This is a genomic window from Cohnella cholangitidis (assembly GCF_014107495.1).
GTDB classification, from domain to species: domain Bacteria; phylum Bacillota; class Bacilli; order Paenibacillales; family Paenibacillaceae; genus Cohnella; species Cohnella cholangitidis.
Window position 1 is genome coordinate 3,536,357 of record NZ_CP041969.1, and the last position, 15,157, is coordinate 3,551,513.

The following is a 15,157-nucleotide window of genomic DNA, read 5'->3' on the forward strand; positions in this document are numbered from 1 at the left end:
ATTTGAAGTTCAGACCTTGTATTGATATTCACCAAGGTAAGGTGAAGCAGATCGTCGGGGAGACGCTTCAATCGGACGCCTCGAAGGTCGTGGAGAACTTCGTCTCCGAACGGGGGGCGGACTACTATGCTTCGCTGTATAAACAAGACGGGTTAACTGGCGGGCATATCATCATGCTCGGAGACGGCAATCGGGAGGCTGCGCTTTCGGCGCTGAGGGCATATCCAGGCGGTTTGCAGATCGGCGGCGGCATCACGGCGGAGAACGCGGCAGCCTACTTACGCGAAGGGGCTTCGCACGTCATCGTTACTTCTTACGTTTTCCGGGACGGTCGCCTGCAGATGGATAACCTGCGGCGAATCGTTTCGGAGGTCGGTCGGGAACGACTTGTACTTGATCTCAGCTGCAAGGAACGAGATGGAAAATGGTATGTCGTGACAAACCAGTGGAAGACGTTTAGCGATTTGGAGGTAAACGAAGCAAATGTCAGAGAGCTCGAAAGCTACTGCGACGAGTTTCTGATCCACGCTGTCGACGTTGAGGGGAAGCGGGAGGGCGTCCAAGAGAAGCTGGCAGCTAAGTTATCCGAATGGGCAACAATTCCGACCACTTACGCAGGCGGTGCGCGATCGATCGCGGATTTGGCGCGATTCCGGGAGTTGACGAGCGGCAAGCTGGACATTACGATCGGCAGCGCCCTCGATATTTTCGGCGGGACTTTGTCCTATAGCGAAGTCGTGGCCTATTGCGATCCGTCGCGGCCGTGATAGCGGAGAACGCGATAAAAGGAGGAACGCCACATGCTGGCCAAACGGATTATTCCTTGCCTCGACGTGAAAGACGGTCGAGTCGTTAAAGGCGTTAATTTTGTGAATTTGCGCGATGCCGGAGACCCGGTGGAACTGGCGGCGATCTATGACCGCGAGGGCGCGGACGAGCTTGTGTTCCTGGATATCTCCGCATCGGTGGAAGGCAGGGCGACGATGGTCGATGTCGTTCGCCGCACCGCCGGGGAGATTACGATTCCCTTTACGGTTGGCGGAGGCATCTCCGCGGTCGAAGATATGAAACGCCTGCTGCGCGCAGGGGCGGACAAGATCGGGATCAATACGGCCGCGATCCGCGATCCGGACTTGATCACGGACGGCTCGCGGACATTCGGCGCGCAATGCATCGTCGTGGCGATCGACGCGAAGTTCAACGCGGAGTGGGGAGAATGGGAAGTGTTCACTCACGGCGGGCGCAACGCGACGGGCATTCGGGCTCTCGCTTGGGCGCAGGAAGCGGAACGCCGGGGAGCCGGAGAGCTGTTGCTGACGAGCATGGACGCGGACGGAACGAAGGACGGATTCGACGTAGCGTTGACGAGCGCGGTATCGGGGAGCGTAAGCATCCCGGTCATCGCGTCCGGCGGAGCGGGCAACGCCCAGCACTTCGCGGACGTATTCGCCGAAGGACGCGCGGACGCGGCGTTAGCCGCAAGCATTTTCCACTACAAAGAAGTGTCGGTGCAAGAGGTTAAAGATACGCTACGCGGTAAAGGAGTGAACGTACGATGACGCAACAACAATCGGCTCAGTTGCGAGACCAGATCAAATGGAGCCCGGAGGGTTTAGTTCCGGCCGTTGTTCAGGACGCGCTAAGCAAAGAAGTGCTGATGCTGGCTTATATGAACGAGGAGTCGCTGCAAAAGTCGCTGGAAAGCGGCCAAACCTGGTTCTGGAGCCGTTCTCGGAACGAATTGTGGAACAAAGGCGCGACTAGCGGACATACGCAGGAGATCGTCTCCCTGCATTACGATTGCGACGGAGATACGCTGCTCGTGAAGGTGCGCCAGAACGGTCCGGCTTGCCATACGGGGGCTTATAGCTGTTTCTATCGCGAGGGAACCGTAGCCGCGTCGAGCTCCGCGCAACCTCAGAACGACGATCGGTTCGGGCCGTTAAGCCGGTTGGAAGCCACGATCGCCCAGAGAGACGCGGAACGGCCGGAAGGCGCGTACACGACTTACTTGTTCGAGAAGGGCGTAGACAAGATTCTCAAGAAGGTCGGCGAAGAAACCGCGGAAGTCATCATCGCCGCGAAAAACCGCGATCAGAACGAGCTTCGTTGCGAAGCGGCCGACTTGATTTTCCACCTTATGGTTCTGTTGCGCGAGCAGGGCATTCCGTTCGACGGAGTGCTGCAAGAACTTGAATTCCGGCACCGGAAGCCGGTCAAGAAAGATTAGGTGACGGTGATGAGTGCATCCATGCGCATCGACTACCATACGCATAATTATCGTTGCGGGCACGCGGTCGGAACTTTGGAAGAATACGTATTAAGCGCCATAGACAAAGGCATGGAGCAGATCGGCTTGTCCGATCACATGCCTTTGCTTCATGTGAGCCAAGAAGAACATCCCGATATCGCGATGTCGATGGAGGAACTTCCGCGTTACGTGGAGGAGTGCTTTAGCCTGCAGGAGAAGTACAAGGACCGAATCGCCGTCCGGGTGGGCCTTGAAGGAGATTACATCGAGGGCTTCGAGGAGCAGATCGAAGCGATCGTGAACGGCTACCCTTGGGATTACGTAATCGGTTCGGTTCATTTTCTCGGGACTTGGGACGTAACGGATTTCCGGCAAGTGCACCAATGGGAAGGCAGGAGCGTTATCGGCGCTTACGAGCAATACTTCGACGCGATCCAGAAGGCGGCCGCTACCGGGTTCTACGACTATATCGGCCATATCGACGCGATCAAGCGGTTCGGGTTTCGTCCGGAGGAGGATGCGACGCCGCTCGAGGAGGCCGCTCTTCAGGCGGTGAAGCGGCATGACCTCGCATTCGAGCTTAACGCCGCGGGCTTCTACGCCCCGTGCAAGGAAATGTATCCCTCCGTTGGCATGCTTGAACGGGCAAGGGCTCTAGACATCCCAGTAACCTACGGTTCAGACGCCCATCACCCCGAGAAAGTCGGACAAAAAGGGGCAGATGCGCAAACGATGCTGAAAAACGTCGGATATACGCACATAGCCACGTTTGAGCGGCGCAAACGGGTGTTGAAACCTTTTTGAAATCTATCCGTACTCATGTATAATGTAGGATGACTATTGGTTGACTGACGGTTTTCGACACATGGAGTGTTGAATAGCTAAATTTGGAGGGGCACATGTACAGCAGCAGCAAGCTTCGTATCTTTTCGGGATCATCCAATCCGTTATTGGCAGGGAAAATAGCCGAGAATCTCGGATTGCCGCTTGGGAAAATCAAACTTTCCCGGTTCAAGAGCGGCGAAGTGTACGTTCACTATGAGGAAACGATTCGTAACTGCGACGTCTTCCTCGTCCAGTCGTTATCACATCCGATCAACGACTATTTCGTTGAGTTGTTGGTCATGATCGATGCCGCCAAGAGGGCATCCGCTCGTACCATCAACGTCGTATTGCCGTACTACGGTTATGCCCGGCAAGAACGCAAAGCCGCTCCGCGCGAGCCGATCTCCGCGAAGATGGTTGCCGACGTCTTAACGACGGTAGGCGCTCACCGGATCGTCACGATTGATCTGCATGCTCCTGCAATTCAAGGTTTCTTCAATATTCCGGTGGATCATCTCACCGCGCTGGATCTAATCAGCGATTATCTGAAGGCTAAGGACATCCGCAATCCTGTCGTCGTCTCGCCGGATGCCGGACGAGCTTCGACGGCCGAGAAGCTGGCGAACCAATTGGATTGCGCGTTCGCTATCATGATCAAGAAACGTCCCGCGCATAACGAATCCGTCATTACCCATGTCATCGGGGATGTCGAAGGCTGTACGCCGATCATTATCGAAGATATGATCGATACCGGAACGACGATCGTGAACGTCGTGGAAGGCTTGAAGGAACGCGGCGCGGAAGATGTGTTCGTATGCGCGACGCATCCGCTGTTCTCGGGCCCCGCCCTGCAACGTCTCGACCATCCGAATATCAAGGAAGTCGTCGTAACCGACTCCATCTTGCTGCCGGAAGATCGTTCCTCGCGCTTCAAGGTCATTACCGTCGCTCCGATGTTAGCGGAAGCCACGCGTATTATCATGGAGGGCGGCTCGATCAGCACTCTCTTTAAGAACGCCGGGATTTAATCGGAGGATTGATAGAACCATTAGCGAACGACTGAGAGCGTTCGTTGATGGTTCTATTTTGTTAGTCCCTATCGGTGACGGGGCCTGCCGTTGGCAGTTTTGTTTCATGGATTGCTCAGGCTGTGTTATAATCGTGGGTGATGAAGTTCCAGAACAACTAGGAGGTGCCTTGCCGATGAGTCAGCGGAAGCGTGCGGCCAAAAACCGACGTCCCAAAGTGATCCCGATGCGTCTGGACGCCACATTCTTCTTCGAACGCGCCGTGCAGTCGCTGGATCGTTACCATTACGACAAGGCACTTAAATATTTTCGCCGCGCGGTGGAGTACGAACCGGAAAATCCGGTGAACCATTGCAACATGGCGGGCATTCTGTCGGAGATGGGACGTTACGAGGAGTCGAACGTCATTCTTCGCTCGGTATTGGATCAGATCGATCCCGCCATGACGGAATGCTATTATTACTTAGCCAATAATTATGCCAATATGGAACTGTTCGAAGCGGCGGAAGAAGCTCTTGTCCGATATCTGGAGAACGATCTGGAGGGGCAATTCCTGGACGAGTCGGATGAACTGCTCGATCTGTTGAATTACGAGCTGAACCGGCCTACCAAGCTAGTGACCATTAAGGCGAAGGAAAATATATACGCGCACGACAAAGCCCGCGAGCTGCTCGAAGCAGGGCATTTCGCGGAAGCCGTTAAAATGCTGGAAGAAATTATCGGGCGCGAGCCGGACTTTCTTGCCGCAAGGAATAACCTGGGGCTGGCATACTACTATATGGGGCTGTTCGAGAAATCGGTCGTCACCATTACGGAAGTGCTCGAGGCGGAACCCGGGAATTTGCACGCGCTCTGCAATCTCGCCATCTTCTATCAGCATTCGAACCAAGAAGGGCCGTTGCAGGCTTTGATCGAGAAGCTGAACAAGACGGTGCCGTTTCATCCCGAGCACGTGTTCAAGATGGCTACGACGCTTGGAATCGTCGGAGAGCACCGCGAAGCATACGCGCATTTCCGGCGTCTATTAAGGACGGGAGAGCTTTCGGGAGAACCGAGCCTGCACCATTTCGCGGCGATCGCGGCAGTGAACCTGCAGCGCTATGACGATGCGGAGAAGCATTGGAAGCAGGCAGAGAAGCTGGATGCGGAATCTCCGGTTCCTTCGTTCTATCTGCGGAGATTAGAACAAGTTCGCGCGGGAGAGGAAAGCGCGCCGACGCATTATCATTACCATCTGCCCTTCGAGGAACAATTTCGGCATTGGGAGAATAGTCCGGGACAAGTGACGGAAGCGCTGAAACGCGATCCGCTCATTCGTTCGTCCTTCTTCTGGGCTCTGCGTCACGGCGATCGCCGTACGAAGGTGCAGGTCATTCAGGCGCTCGGGTTAGTGGCGGACGAGGAAGTCATCGAAGCGTTGAAGGCGTTCCTGATCGACGCGGATGAAGACGACGAATTGAAGCGGGTAGCCGTGCTCGTACTGCGTTCCATCGGCGTGCAGGATTCGCTGACCGTTACGTTCAGCGGGCGGACGATTACGCTGGAAGCCCGGCGGAAGTCGGCTAAGCTGCCGGTATGGGACAGCGCTTGGCAAGCCGTGCTGGAGCATGCGCTCGAAGGCATGGCCGGGAGATACGACGTCGTTCAGCAGCACGATATGATGACGTTGTGGGTCGATTATTTATCCCGCGTCTATCCGGAGGTGCCTAAGTTGCACAAATCGACCGGATGGGCCGCGGCCTTGGAATATTGGACGGCCAAGATGCATCGCCGAACGGTTACATATGCGGATTTGGTTAATCGTTACGGGGTTTCCCAAGCGAGCATCAGCCGCTATGCCAACCGCATTGACGAAGCGTGCGGCATTCGGGAGAAGCTAGATTTAACGACGCCTTCTTTTCACTAAAGCGACCGTCGCATTATGACGATGAAACGCTTGGCAAACGAAAAACTTGTTCATCGCACAATAGGAGGAAGAAATCATGCGCAAAACGATCGTAATCGGAACCGGACCTGCAGGATTGACGGCGGCTATCTACTTGGCACGGGCGAATTTGTCCCCGCTCGTCATCGAAGGACCGGAACCGGGCGGCCAACTGACGACGACTACGGAAGTGGAGAACTTCCCGGGTTTTCCCGAAGGCATCATGGGACCTGAATTGATGGCGAATATGCGCAAGCAAGCCGAACGCTTCGGAGCGGAATTCCGCACGGGCTGGATTAATAAGGTGGATATGTCCAAACGTCCTTTTACGCTCTCCCTGGAGGGCGGGGAAACTTTGCAAGCCGAAACCTTGATCATTTCTACGGGAGCTTCCGCTAAGTACTTGGGCATTCCGGGGGAAAAAGACAACGTTGGACGAGGCGTCAGCACCTGCGCGACATGTGACGGGTTTTTCTTCCGCGGGAAAAAGATCATCGTCGTCGGAGGCGGGGATTCCGCGATGGAGGAAGCGAACTTCTTGACCCGTTTCGCATCCGAAGTCACGTTGGTCCATCGCCGGGACGAAATGAGAGCTTCCAAGATCATGCAGGATCGCGCGCGCGAGAACAACAAAATCCTGTGGGGCTTGAACAAAACTCCGATCGAGGTCGTCGCCGGAGATAACGGCGTTACGGGACTGAAGGTTCTCAACAATGCCACCGGCCAGGAAGAAATCATCGATACGCAGGGCTTGTTCGTAGCTATCGGCCATACGCCGAACACGAAATTTTTGGATAACCAGATCGAGACGGATGAGTTCGGATACATCAAGGTGAAACCGGGAACGACCGAAACGAATATTCCGGGCGTGTTCGCATGCGGAGACGTTCAAGATCATAAATATCGTCAAGCGATTACCGCCGCGGGCAGCGGATGTATGGCCGCTCTCGATTGCGAGAAATTCCTCGAAAATTCGGCGGTGCACGATTGGAGTCAATCCTTGTAATCAAGGAATGGCGAAGTCCGTATAGGCTTGTATGGAAATAACATTATTCTTATGAGGTGTCGACAAAAATGTCAGAATCGTTGTTCGTAGGCGTTGATTTGGGTGGAACCGCTATTAAGGTCGGCTTGTGCAATGAAGAGGGAGATTTGCTTCGTACTTATGAAGGACCGACACAAGCTGCCGATGGAGCGGACGCCGTATTGACCAACATTGCGGCCTATGTCAAAGAACTCGTACCTCCGGGAACTCCGGAATGGGATGCCGTAGCGGGCGTGGGAATCGGTATCGCCGGATTTTTGAATATTCCCGAGGGGATCATCAACTTCTCGCCGAATCTTCCTTTCAAGGACGTGCCAGTTAAGCAGATCATGGAAGAGAAGATCGGAAAGCCGGTCAAAATCAATAATGACGCTAACGTTGCTGCGCTTGGAGAAGCATGGGGCGGCGCGGGCAAAAACGTCCCCCACTGCGTGTGCTACACGCTAGGAACGGGAGTCGGCGGCGGCATTATTTTGCATAATCGGCTTATTGAGGGGTCTACGGGTATGGCAGGAGAGTTAGGCCATATGTCCATCGTGGCCGACCTCGAAGCGATCCAATGCGGCTGCGGCAAGATGGGCTGCTTGGAGACGGTATCGTCGGCAACCGGCATTATTCGCATGGGTAAAGACGCCGTAGATCGCGGTGACCGGACTTCGTTGTCGTTCATCGAGGGCGAACTGACGGCTAAGGACGTTATCGACGCCGCCAAAGGCGGAGATGAAGTCGCTCAACGGATCGTTAGCCGTGCGGCGTTCTATCTGGGGAAATCGATGGCGGCGGTGGCCGTTGTCGTGAACCCGCAACGATTTATCATTGGCGGTGGCGTAAGCAAGGCAGGGGAATACTTGTTTACGCAAATTCGCGAGGTGTTCGACAAATTGACGCCGGACAATGCCCGCGAAGGAGTAGAGATCGTGGCTGCCGAGTTAGGCAACAATGCCGGGGTCGTCGGGGCGGCGGGATTGTTCCTTCGAGCATAATTGAAGTAGACGACGCTCGGTTCCGCACGCTATGGCGGGTCGAGCGTTCTTTCATTCATTCCTGCATTCATTTCTATTGGGGAGGGGATAACATGGATACGTTAACGTCACAACCAACGCTAGTCATCATAACGGGGATGTCGGGTGCGGGTAAAACCATCGCGGTACAGAGCTTGGAGGACTTGGGCTTCTTTTGCGTCGATAACTTGCCGCCCGTTCTTATACCGAAATTCGCGGAACTGATCGAACAATCGCAAGGACGCATTGCCAAAGTAGCCTTGGTTATCGACCTTCGGGGACGCGAGTTTTTTACCGCCTTATCCGAGTCGCTTAATTATATCCGCGAGCATTATACGATCCATTATGAAATTCTGTTTCTCGATGCGACGGATTCGGTACTCGTTCAACGCTATAAGGAAAGCCGGCGCAGGCACCCGCTAGCTCCGGACGGATTGCCGCTCGACGGCATCCACTTGGAGCGGAAGCTTCTCGAGGATCTCAAGGGCTGGGCGAATCAAGTAATCGATACGAGCAGCATCAAACCTGCGGCGTTGAAAGAGAAGATCATCGGCCGCTTCACGAACATGGACCGGAACAACATTAATATCAACGTGACTTCGTTCGGATTCAAGTATGGGGTACCTATAGACGCGGATTTGATTTTCGATGTTCGTTTTCTGCCGAATCCCCATTACGTGGAAAGTTTGCGTCCTAAGACCGGTATGGAACCGGACGTGTACGATTATGTCATGAAGTGGCCGGAAACGCAGACTTTTCTGGGCAAGTTACTGGATATGCTCCAATATTTAATTCCGCTCTATCACAAGGAAGGGAAGAGCCAGGTCGTTATCGGAATCGGGTGTACGGGAGGCAAACACCGTTCGGTGGCGTTGGCGGAATATTTGGGACGTATGCTGGGATCCAGCGAGACGGAATTGGTAAGAGTGAGTCATCGCGATTCGGATCGCGATCGGCAGAGCTGAGGGGAGGCAATGGCGATAAAACAACAGCCAAGTCTCGCCCGTAAACCGCGGATCGTCGTCATTGGCGGCGGTACGGGGTTGTCCGTCATGCTGCGCGGCCTCAAGCAGAAGCCGCTTGACATCACGGCGATCGTCACGGTCGCCGATGACGGCGGCAGCTCCGGCATACTGCGCGAAGAGCTGCAAATCCCGCCTCCGGGAGACATTCGTAACGTATTGACCGCTTTGGCGGACACGGAGCCTCTGCTGGCAGAGGTGCTCAAGTATCGTTTTCCTAACGGAACAGGATTAGCCGGGCATAGTTTAGGTAATCTTATCCTTGCGGCGATGACCGATATTACTGGCGATTTCGTAACGGGAATTACCGAACTAAGCCGGATTTTCGCGGTACGCGGACGCGTTCTGCCGGCGGCTAATCAATCGATCGTGTTAAAGGCCGAGATGGAGGACGGTTCGATTGTCGTAGGGGAATCTACGATACCGAAGTCCGGTTTGGTCATTCGCAAAGTTTTCCTGGAACCTGCCGATGTCGAGGCTTTGCCGGAAGCCGTTCAGGCGCTCCGGGAGGCGGATGCGATTCTGATCGGTCCGGGAAGCTTGTATACGAGCATTCTTCCGAATTTGATCGTACCTAAGCTCGCGGAAGCGATTATCCAATCGGATGCCGTGAAGTTGTTCGTATGCAACGTTATGACCCAGCCTGGAGAAACCGACAATTATTCGGTGAGCGATCATTTGACCGCTATACACGCCCACATTGGCCATCATCTATTCGATTATGTTATCGTTAACGACGGGGAAATTCCCCCTCAGGTACAAAGCTTATATGCGGAAAAAGGCTCGACCGCGGTTCATCTGGACTTGGAGGAAGTGACCAAGCGAGGATACAAAGTCATCGCGGACACGCTAGTGCTGTTCAGGACTTATTTACGTCATGACGCGGCGAAACTAAGCGATCACATCTACCAACTGGTTGAAGATTGGATGTTGCGAAAGGGGTGAGTAAGGCATGTCGTTTGCGGCGCTAACGAAAAAGGAATTAACGCTGCTCGAGACGGAAAACTGCTGCGAGAAGGCGGAGTTGTCGGCATTGATTCGGATGAACGGGACGATCTCGTTGTCCAACAGACGGGTTGTTCTGGACATCTCCACCGAGAATGCCGCGATTTCTCGCCGAATCTACACCCTTCTTAAGCGCATTTCAAGGTCGTGACCGAGCTGCTCGTACGCAAGAAAATGCGGCTCAAGAAAAATAACGTCTATGTCGTGCGGGTGCCCGCCGGGGCGGAGACGATTCTGAACGACCTGTCGATCGTATCGGAAGGGTTCTTATTCCATCCGAGCATCGACAAGGAGTTGGTTCGTAAATCGTGTTGCAAGAAAGCCTATTTGCGGGGGGCCTTCCTTGCAGGAGGTTCGGTCAATAATCCCGAGGGTTCCTCTTACCATCTGGAAATCGCATCGATGTACGAGGAGCATTGCCAAGCGCTCGTGGACCTCGCCAATAAATTTCAACTTAACGCGCGGTTTATCGAACGCAAGAAAGGGTTCATCCTGTATATTAAAGAAGGCGAGAAAATCATCGAGTTTCTAAGCCTTATCGGCGCTCATCAAGCGCTGTTCAAGTTCGAGGACGTTCGCATTATGCGGGACATGCGCAATTCCGTGAACCGGATCGTCAATTGCGAGACGGCCAACCTGAACAAAACGATCGGGGCGGCGGTCAGGCAGATCGATAACATCAAGCTGCTCGAGAAAGAGGTCGGCTTGCATAACTTGCCGGATAAGCTTCGCGAGGTGGCGGAAATCAGGCTTCAACATCCGGATATTAATCTGAAGGAAGTCGGGGATCTGCTAAAAGGGCAGGTTAGCAAATCGGGGGTAAACCACCGGCTTCGGAAGTTGGATGAGTGGGCCGAAAAAATCCGGAATGGCGGCGCATAAACCGTATAGCGCATTTGTTCATATCAATGTTATAATAGGTAAGAAACTGTAGCACGGGGGTCCCGGGTAGCGGGACGAACAAAGATAGGGGGTATCCGGTCCATGACGAGACAGCCGGTGGTAGTTCGGCTTAAAACGGGTCTTCACGCCAGACCGGCGGCACTATTCGTGCAAGAAGCCAATAAATTCTCCTCTGATGTCTTTGTGGAGAAGGATGACAAAAAAGTTAACGCTAAAAGCATCATGGGCATTATGAGCCTGGCGATCAGCTCGGGTACGGAAGTCGCGATCAGCGCGGAAGGTTCCGACGCAGAGCAAGCTGTAACCGCTTTAGTGCAGCTTGTAAGCAAAGAAGAGCTGGAAAACCAATAAGTCACACTAGCAATAAGCTCCCTGCGGGGGGCTTTTTGCATTTTTAAGCAAACATTGAAACATTTGGGTCATGCATTGCGTCTTAAGGTCAAACGATCGAAAGGGGATTGGAAAATGAAGAAACGTACAATGCAAATGTTAACGGTGGCGCTGGTTGCCGCCACGGTAGGATGGTTTGGATTCGCTAAAGGGGAGGGCGATGTGGTGTCCGCAGAATCGTTACCGGCGGCAACGACGCCGGCGTACACGGTGACGGTAGGGGCTAGCGGTTCGGTCAAGGTGGAACCGGATGTCGCGTATTTGAGCTTGGCGGTAGAGACTCGCGGGTCCAAAGCGGCGGAAGCGCAACAAGCCAACGCGACCAAATTCGCGGGAGTGGAGAAAACGCTGTACGAGAAATTCGGGATAGACAAGAAAGACGTGAAGACAACCGGGTTCGACGTACAGCCGGAGTACAATTATACGGAGAAGGACGGCCGGGTGCTCAAAGGCTATATCGCGGTTCATTCCATTCAAGTGACTTACCGGAAGCTGCCGGAAATCGGCAAGCTGTTCGATGCTTTGACCGCGGCTGGAGCTAACCGTCTGGACGGCGTTCAATTCTCGACGGAGAAGAGAGAGCAATACGAGCTGGAAGCGTTGAAAAAAGCGATGGACAACGCCTCTGCCAAAGCAGGCGTGCTCGCTACATCGGCTAAGCGTCAGTTGAAAGGCGTCGTGAACATCGTGCAAGGAGACGTAGCGAACAACCCGGTTTTCTACGCGCGTGCCGAAGCGAAGATGGTCATGAACGATATGGCGGCAGGCGCGGCTCCTTCGTCGGTACAGTCGGGCCAAATCGAGATCAGCACGAGCGTAACCGTTCAGTACGAGATGCAATAACGAAGAAGAGGCAAGGGGGCTCCCTTGCCTCTTCTTCGTTATTGTCGGAAAATAAAAAACCGCCAACCAAAACGGAGGCGGCCATAACAATTAGGGTAGATGTCTACGGCTTATGCTTCTTTATAATGACTTAGTTGGCGGATGGAGAGCGCTTCTTCCAGCAACTCTATGAATTCGCTAGACAAGTTCATTTTTTTGGCTTCCCTATATACTTCCAGCAGGTGTTCGTCCTTCAATGGGCGAAGCAGTGACGCCTTGTCGCTTAACCGGCGAGCAGCCGCCATATCTACTGAATTTTCTTTACGGACGAAATCTCTCACTTCGGGCGACTTGGGTACAAGGTACGGATAGGCCCGTTCTGGCATAAAAATCCCTCTCTTCTGATTTCCTAAGAGATAACTAGAACTGGAGGTAAATGGTATTACCTCATTAAACAGCATATCACGGATTGTCTGACTAGCAGAGAGGGCATTCAAAGTTTTGAATTTTTGTTGACACTCGTTGAAATGTGTGGTAAAAGGTCGATCTAAAAGTGCAAAACGCGTACTGCCGTTGAATTCACGGCTGTACGCGTTATTTGTTGGTGGAGCTTTGGGTTAAACGACTTTGTCGATGACTTTATCGATCAATCCGTATTCCCGGGCAACTTCGGCATCCATGAAATTATCGCGGTCGGTATCTTTCTCGATTCTCTCCAACGGTTGGCCCGTGCGTTCCGAAAGAATGCCGTTCAGCTTATCCCGCAGCTTCAGGATACGGCGAGCGCGGATTTCGATATCGCTCGCTTGGCCTTCGGCTCCGCCGAGCGGTTGATGGATCATCACTTCGCTGTTCGGAAGGGCGAAACGTTTGCCTTTGGCGCCTGCCGCGAGCAAGAACGCTCCCATAGATGCGGCCATGCCGACGCAGATGGTGGAGACGTCGGGTTTAATGAACTGCATCGTATCGTAAATCGCCATCCCGGAAGTGATGGAGCCGCCGGGGCTGTTGATGTATAGGTGGATGTCTTTTTCCGGATCTTCGGCCGCCAGGAACAGCAGCTGGGCGATGATGGAGTTGGCAACCACGTCATTGACCTGAGTACCTAGAAAAACGATTCGATCCTTGAGTAAGCGGGAATAAATGTCGTAAGCTCTTTCTCCTCGGTTAGTTTGCTCGACAACCATAGGTACAAAACTCATGTTTGACGTCCCTCCTCATGTTTTGGTTTTTTTATCATAGCGAATTTGGGGGTAAAAGTCAAAGTTAGTCAAAGCGGATTGTCGGTTAAGTTTATTGCAAGGGGAGTCATTATCTGAATTCAGCTTTACAGAGGAGGGGGAGCGCGGAGGGGGAGCGGGTTTAAGCCGCTGGTAGCGGTCTAATTGGTGGGTTGTCAGAGAAAAAGCGGCTTTAAGCCGCTGGTAGCGGTCTAAATGGTGGGTTGTCAGAGAAAAAGTGGATTTAAGCCGCTGGTAGCGGTCTAGTTGGTGGTGGAGCGGCGAAAAAAGTGGATTTAAGCTGCAAAAAACCGACCGTATCGTACGGTCGGTTGAGATGTTAGGTTTTGGCGCGCCCGTGAGGAATCGAACCTCAATCTCAGCCTTCGGAGGGCTGCGTCATATCCGTTGGACCACGGGCGCTCATTAATTGCAGCAAGAGTTATTATAGGCGATGCGCTCTTAAAAAGCAAGAGAATGCGCTGGTTTAAATTTGTTATTTTCGTGGACGGTAAGTATTGCATCGATCCCAATATTTCGATAAAATAAGGGTGGGACTTAAAATGATGTGGCGGGACGAAATGCGTCCAACCAAACCTTCTCATCATTGCCGGCGATGACCATTCGGTCTCAGGAGGATTAGCGAACAGAATGCGACAAATCTTGAACATTCAGAAGAAGTTGCTTCCTGATCTGTTGCAGGTAATGGAGAAGCGGTACGATATTTTGCACCGGATTCACATGGCGGGTACGATCGGGCGGCGAACGCTTGCCACCAGCGTCGATATGACGGAACGCGTGCTTCGTTCGGAGCTCGAGGTGCTAAGGGCGCAAGGGTTGCTCAATACGGCAGCGTCCGGAATGACTCTCAGCGCGAGCGGAGAGCAATTAGTGGAAGAGATGGAGCCGATCGTTAAGGAACTATTCGGCCTGTCGGATCTGGAAGAGACGGTTCGTCAAGCATTCGGGTTGAAGCGGGTAGTCATCGTTCCCGGTGACTCCGATACTTCCGACCATACCAAGATGGAGCTCGGAAGAGCGGGAAGCCGAGTACTGCGGGACATTCTCTCGTCCGGCGACGTGGTGGCCGTAATGGGAGGATCCACGATGGCTCGGATGGCGTCGCAATTCACGACGCCTACTCAGATGCGAGACAATTGGTTCGTGCCCGCGCGAGGCGGATTAGGCGAAAGCGTGGACTATCAGGCGAATACGATCGCTTCGGAATTGGCCAAGCGAACGGGAGCCAGATATCGAATGCTTCATGTTCCAGACCATTTGAGCGAGGAAGCTTACCAGACGATCATGCAGGAGCCGAATGTCCGGGAAGTGGTCGATATGATACGCAGCGCGCGTATCGTCGTTCATGGGATCGGAGATGCCGTCACAATGGCAAGGCGCCGGAAGCTCAAGGAAGAGACGGAACATGAACTGGTCAAGGATGGCGCTCTTGCGGAAGCGTTCGGTTATTATTTCGACCGCTACGGCAAAGTCGTCCATCGGATGGCGACGGCGGGCTTGCGGCTGGAAGATACCGAAGCCGCGGAAATGGTCATCGGCATCGCCGGCGGAAGCAGCAAAGGCGAGGCGATCGCTTCGGTTATGAGATTCGGCCACGACGACGTTCTCGTGACGGACGAAGCAGCCGCGACGGAAGCTCTCAGACACATTTAATCTCCTTTTCCGTTACAAGCTGCATTTTCAGGAAATCCTAGTACAAT

Annotated in this window: 15 protein-coding genes, 1 tRNA gene and 1 pseudogene; 14 read left to right on the forward strand and 3 right to left on the reverse strand. The window is 53.6% G+C overall.

Annotated elements, in window-relative coordinates:
* Positions 1-2: 2 nt before the first annotated feature.
* From hisA to FPL14_RS16570, 13 genes and pseudogenes are all read left to right on the forward strand, one after another.
* Positions 3-767: a phosphoribosylformimino-5-aminoimidazole carboxamide ribotide isomerase gene (hisA, locus tag FPL14_RS16510; protein ID WP_182298745.1), complete on the forward strand. Its 765-nt coding sequence runs from the start codon at positions 3-5 to the stop codon at positions 765-767.
* Positions 768-800: 33 nt separating this feature from the next.
* Entirely contained in the window at positions 801-1,559 is a 759-nt protein-coding gene (gene hisF, locus FPL14_RS16515) for an imidazole glycerol phosphate synthase subunit HisF (protein WP_182298747.1), read from the forward strand.
* Positions 1,556-2,230 carry a bifunctional phosphoribosyl-AMP cyclohydrolase/phosphoribosyl-ATP diphosphatase HisIE gene (gene hisIE, locus FPL14_RS16520; RefSeq protein WP_182298749.1) on the forward strand — a complete coding sequence of 225 codons (675 nt, stop codon included), beginning with the start codon at positions 1,556-1,558 and terminating at the stop codon, positions 2,228-2,230. The genes hisF and hisIE overlap by 4 nt, the downstream gene beginning before the upstream one ends.
* A 21-nt stretch (positions 2,231-2,251) precedes the next feature.
* The gene (hisJ, locus tag FPL14_RS16525; protein ID WP_182304020.1) at positions 2,252-3,055 is read left to right on the forward strand and encodes a histidinol-phosphatase HisJ; all 804 of its coding nucleotides are present in this window, start codon (positions 2,252-2,254) and stop codon (positions 3,053-3,055) included.
* 95 nt (positions 3,056-3,150) lie between these two features.
* A complete protein-coding gene (locus FPL14_RS16530; protein ID WP_182298751.1) occupies positions 3,151-4,104 on the forward strand; it encodes a ribose-phosphate diphosphokinase in 954 nt (317 codons plus the stop codon).
* 175 nt (positions 4,105-4,279) lie between these two features.
* Positions 4,280-6,010, forward strand: a complete 1,731-nt coding sequence (locus FPL14_RS16535; RefSeq protein WP_182298753.1) for a tetratricopeptide repeat protein — start codon at positions 4,280-4,282, stop codon at positions 6,008-6,010.
* A gap of 76 nt (positions 6,011-6,086) precedes the next feature.
* Positions 6,087-7,034, forward strand: coding sequence for a thioredoxin-disulfide reductase (gene trxB, locus FPL14_RS16540; RefSeq protein ID WP_182298755.1), 948 nt, complete (start codon positions 6,087-6,089; stop codon positions 7,032-7,034).
* Positions 7,035-7,102: 68 nt separating this feature from the next.
* A complete protein-coding gene (locus tag FPL14_RS16545; RefSeq protein WP_182298763.1) occupies positions 7,103-8,056 on the forward strand; it encodes an ROK family glucokinase in 954 nt (317 codons plus the stop codon).
* 92 nt (positions 8,057-8,148) lie between these two features.
* On the forward strand, positions 8,149-9,039 hold the full coding sequence (gene rapZ / locus FPL14_RS16550; RefSeq protein WP_182298765.1) for an RNase adapter RapZ: 891 nt from the start codon (positions 8,149-8,151) through the stop codon (positions 9,037-9,039).
* A gap of 9 nt (positions 9,040-9,048) precedes the next feature.
* Positions 9,049-10,041, forward strand: coding sequence for a gluconeogenesis factor YvcK family protein (locus FPL14_RS16555; RefSeq protein WP_182298767.1), 993 nt, complete (start codon positions 9,049-9,051; stop codon positions 10,039-10,041).
* 7 nt (positions 10,042-10,048) lie between these two features.
* Positions 10,049-10,983, forward strand: a pseudogene (whiA, locus tag FPL14_RS16560) (DNA-binding protein WhiA).
* A 102-nt stretch (positions 10,984-11,085) separates the two neighbouring features.
* Positions 11,086-11,355, forward strand: coding sequence for an HPr family phosphocarrier protein (locus tag FPL14_RS16565; protein WP_027086334.1), 270 nt, complete (start codon positions 11,086-11,088; stop codon positions 11,353-11,355).
* A 114-nt stretch (positions 11,356-11,469) separates the two neighbouring features.
* On the forward strand, positions 11,470-12,237 hold the full coding sequence (locus tag FPL14_RS16570) for an SIMPL domain-containing protein (RefSeq protein WP_182298769.1): 768 nt from the start codon (positions 11,470-11,472) through the stop codon (positions 12,235-12,237).
* 110 nt (positions 12,238-12,347) lie between these two features.
* On the opposite strand, the gene sda is transcribed toward FPL14_RS16570, so the two are convergent.
* The 3 genes from sda to FPL14_RS16585 form a co-directional block, all read right to left on the reverse strand.
* Entirely contained in the window at positions 12,348-12,602 is a 255-nt protein-coding gene (gene sda, locus FPL14_RS16575; protein WP_229263544.1) for a sporulation histidine kinase inhibitor Sda, read from the reverse strand.
* Between the two features lie 231 nt (positions 12,603-12,833).
* Positions 12,834-13,418 carry an ATP-dependent Clp endopeptidase proteolytic subunit ClpP gene (clpP, locus tag FPL14_RS16580; protein WP_182298771.1) on the reverse strand — a complete coding sequence of 195 codons (585 nt, stop codon included), beginning with the start codon at positions 13,416-13,418 and terminating at the stop codon, positions 12,834-12,836.
* Between the two features lie 366 nt (positions 13,419-13,784).
* Positions 13,785-13,859 (reverse strand) — tRNA-Arg (locus tag FPL14_RS16585).
* Between the two features lie 228 nt (positions 13,860-14,087).
* Here FPL14_RS16585 and FPL14_RS16590 point away from each other — a divergent pair.
* Positions 14,088-15,110 carry a sugar-binding transcriptional regulator gene (locus FPL14_RS16590; protein WP_182298773.1) on the forward strand — a complete coding sequence of 341 codons (1,023 nt, stop codon included), beginning with the start codon at positions 14,088-14,090 and terminating at the stop codon, positions 15,108-15,110.
* Positions 15,111-15,157 lie beyond the last annotated feature (47 nt).

What these genes read in the sequence shown, in the direction of transcription:
- hisF (WP_182298747.1), top strand. Translation starts at nt 801, where the DNA reads ATGCTGGCCAAACGGATTATTCCTTGCCTCGACGTGAAAGACGGTCGA.
- hisIE (WP_182298749.1), top strand. Translation starts at nt 1,556, where the DNA reads ATGACGCAACAACAATCGGCTCAGTTGCGAGACCAGATCAAATGGAGC.
- hisJ (WP_182304020.1), top strand. Translation starts at nt 2,252, where the DNA reads ATGCGCATCGACTACCATACGCATAATTATCGTTGCGGGCACGCGGTC.
- FPL14_RS16530 (WP_182298751.1), top strand. Translation starts at nt 3,151, where the DNA reads ATGTACAGCAGCAGCAAGCTTCGTATCTTTTCGGGATCATCCAATCCG.
- FPL14_RS16535 (WP_182298753.1), top strand. Translation starts at nt 4,280, where the DNA reads ATGAGTCAGCGGAAGCGTGCGGCCAAAAACCGACGTCCCAAAGTGATC.
- trxB (WP_182298755.1), top strand. Translation starts at nt 6,087, where the DNA reads ATGCGCAAAACGATCGTAATCGGAACCGGACCTGCAGGATTGACGGCG.
- FPL14_RS16545 (WP_182298763.1), top strand. Translation starts at nt 7,103, where the DNA reads ATGTCAGAATCGTTGTTCGTAGGCGTTGATTTGGGTGGAACCGCTATT.
- rapZ (WP_182298765.1), top strand. Translation starts at nt 8,149, where the DNA reads ATGGATACGTTAACGTCACAACCAACGCTAGTCATCATAACGGGGATG.
- FPL14_RS16555 (WP_182298767.1), top strand. Translation starts at nt 9,049, where the DNA reads ATGGCGATAAAACAACAGCCAAGTCTCGCCCGTAAACCGCGGATCGTC.
- FPL14_RS16565 (WP_027086334.1), top strand. Translation starts at nt 11,086, where the DNA reads ATGACGAGACAGCCGGTGGTAGTTCGGCTTAAAACGGGTCTTCACGCC.
- FPL14_RS16570 (WP_182298769.1), top strand. Translation starts at nt 11,470, where the DNA reads ATGAAGAAACGTACAATGCAAATGTTAACGGTGGCGCTGGTTGCCGCC.
- sda (WP_229263544.1), bottom strand. Translation starts at nt 12,602, where the DNA reads ATGCCAGAACGGGCCTATCCGTACCTTGTACCCAAGTCGCCCGAAGTG.
- clpP (WP_182298771.1), bottom strand. Translation starts at nt 13,418, where the DNA reads ATGAGTTTTGTACCTATGGTTGTCGAGCAAACTAACCGAGGAGAAAGA.
- FPL14_RS16590 (WP_182298773.1), top strand. Translation starts at nt 14,088, where the DNA reads ATGCGACAAATCTTGAACATTCAGAAGAAGTTGCTTCCTGATCTGTTG.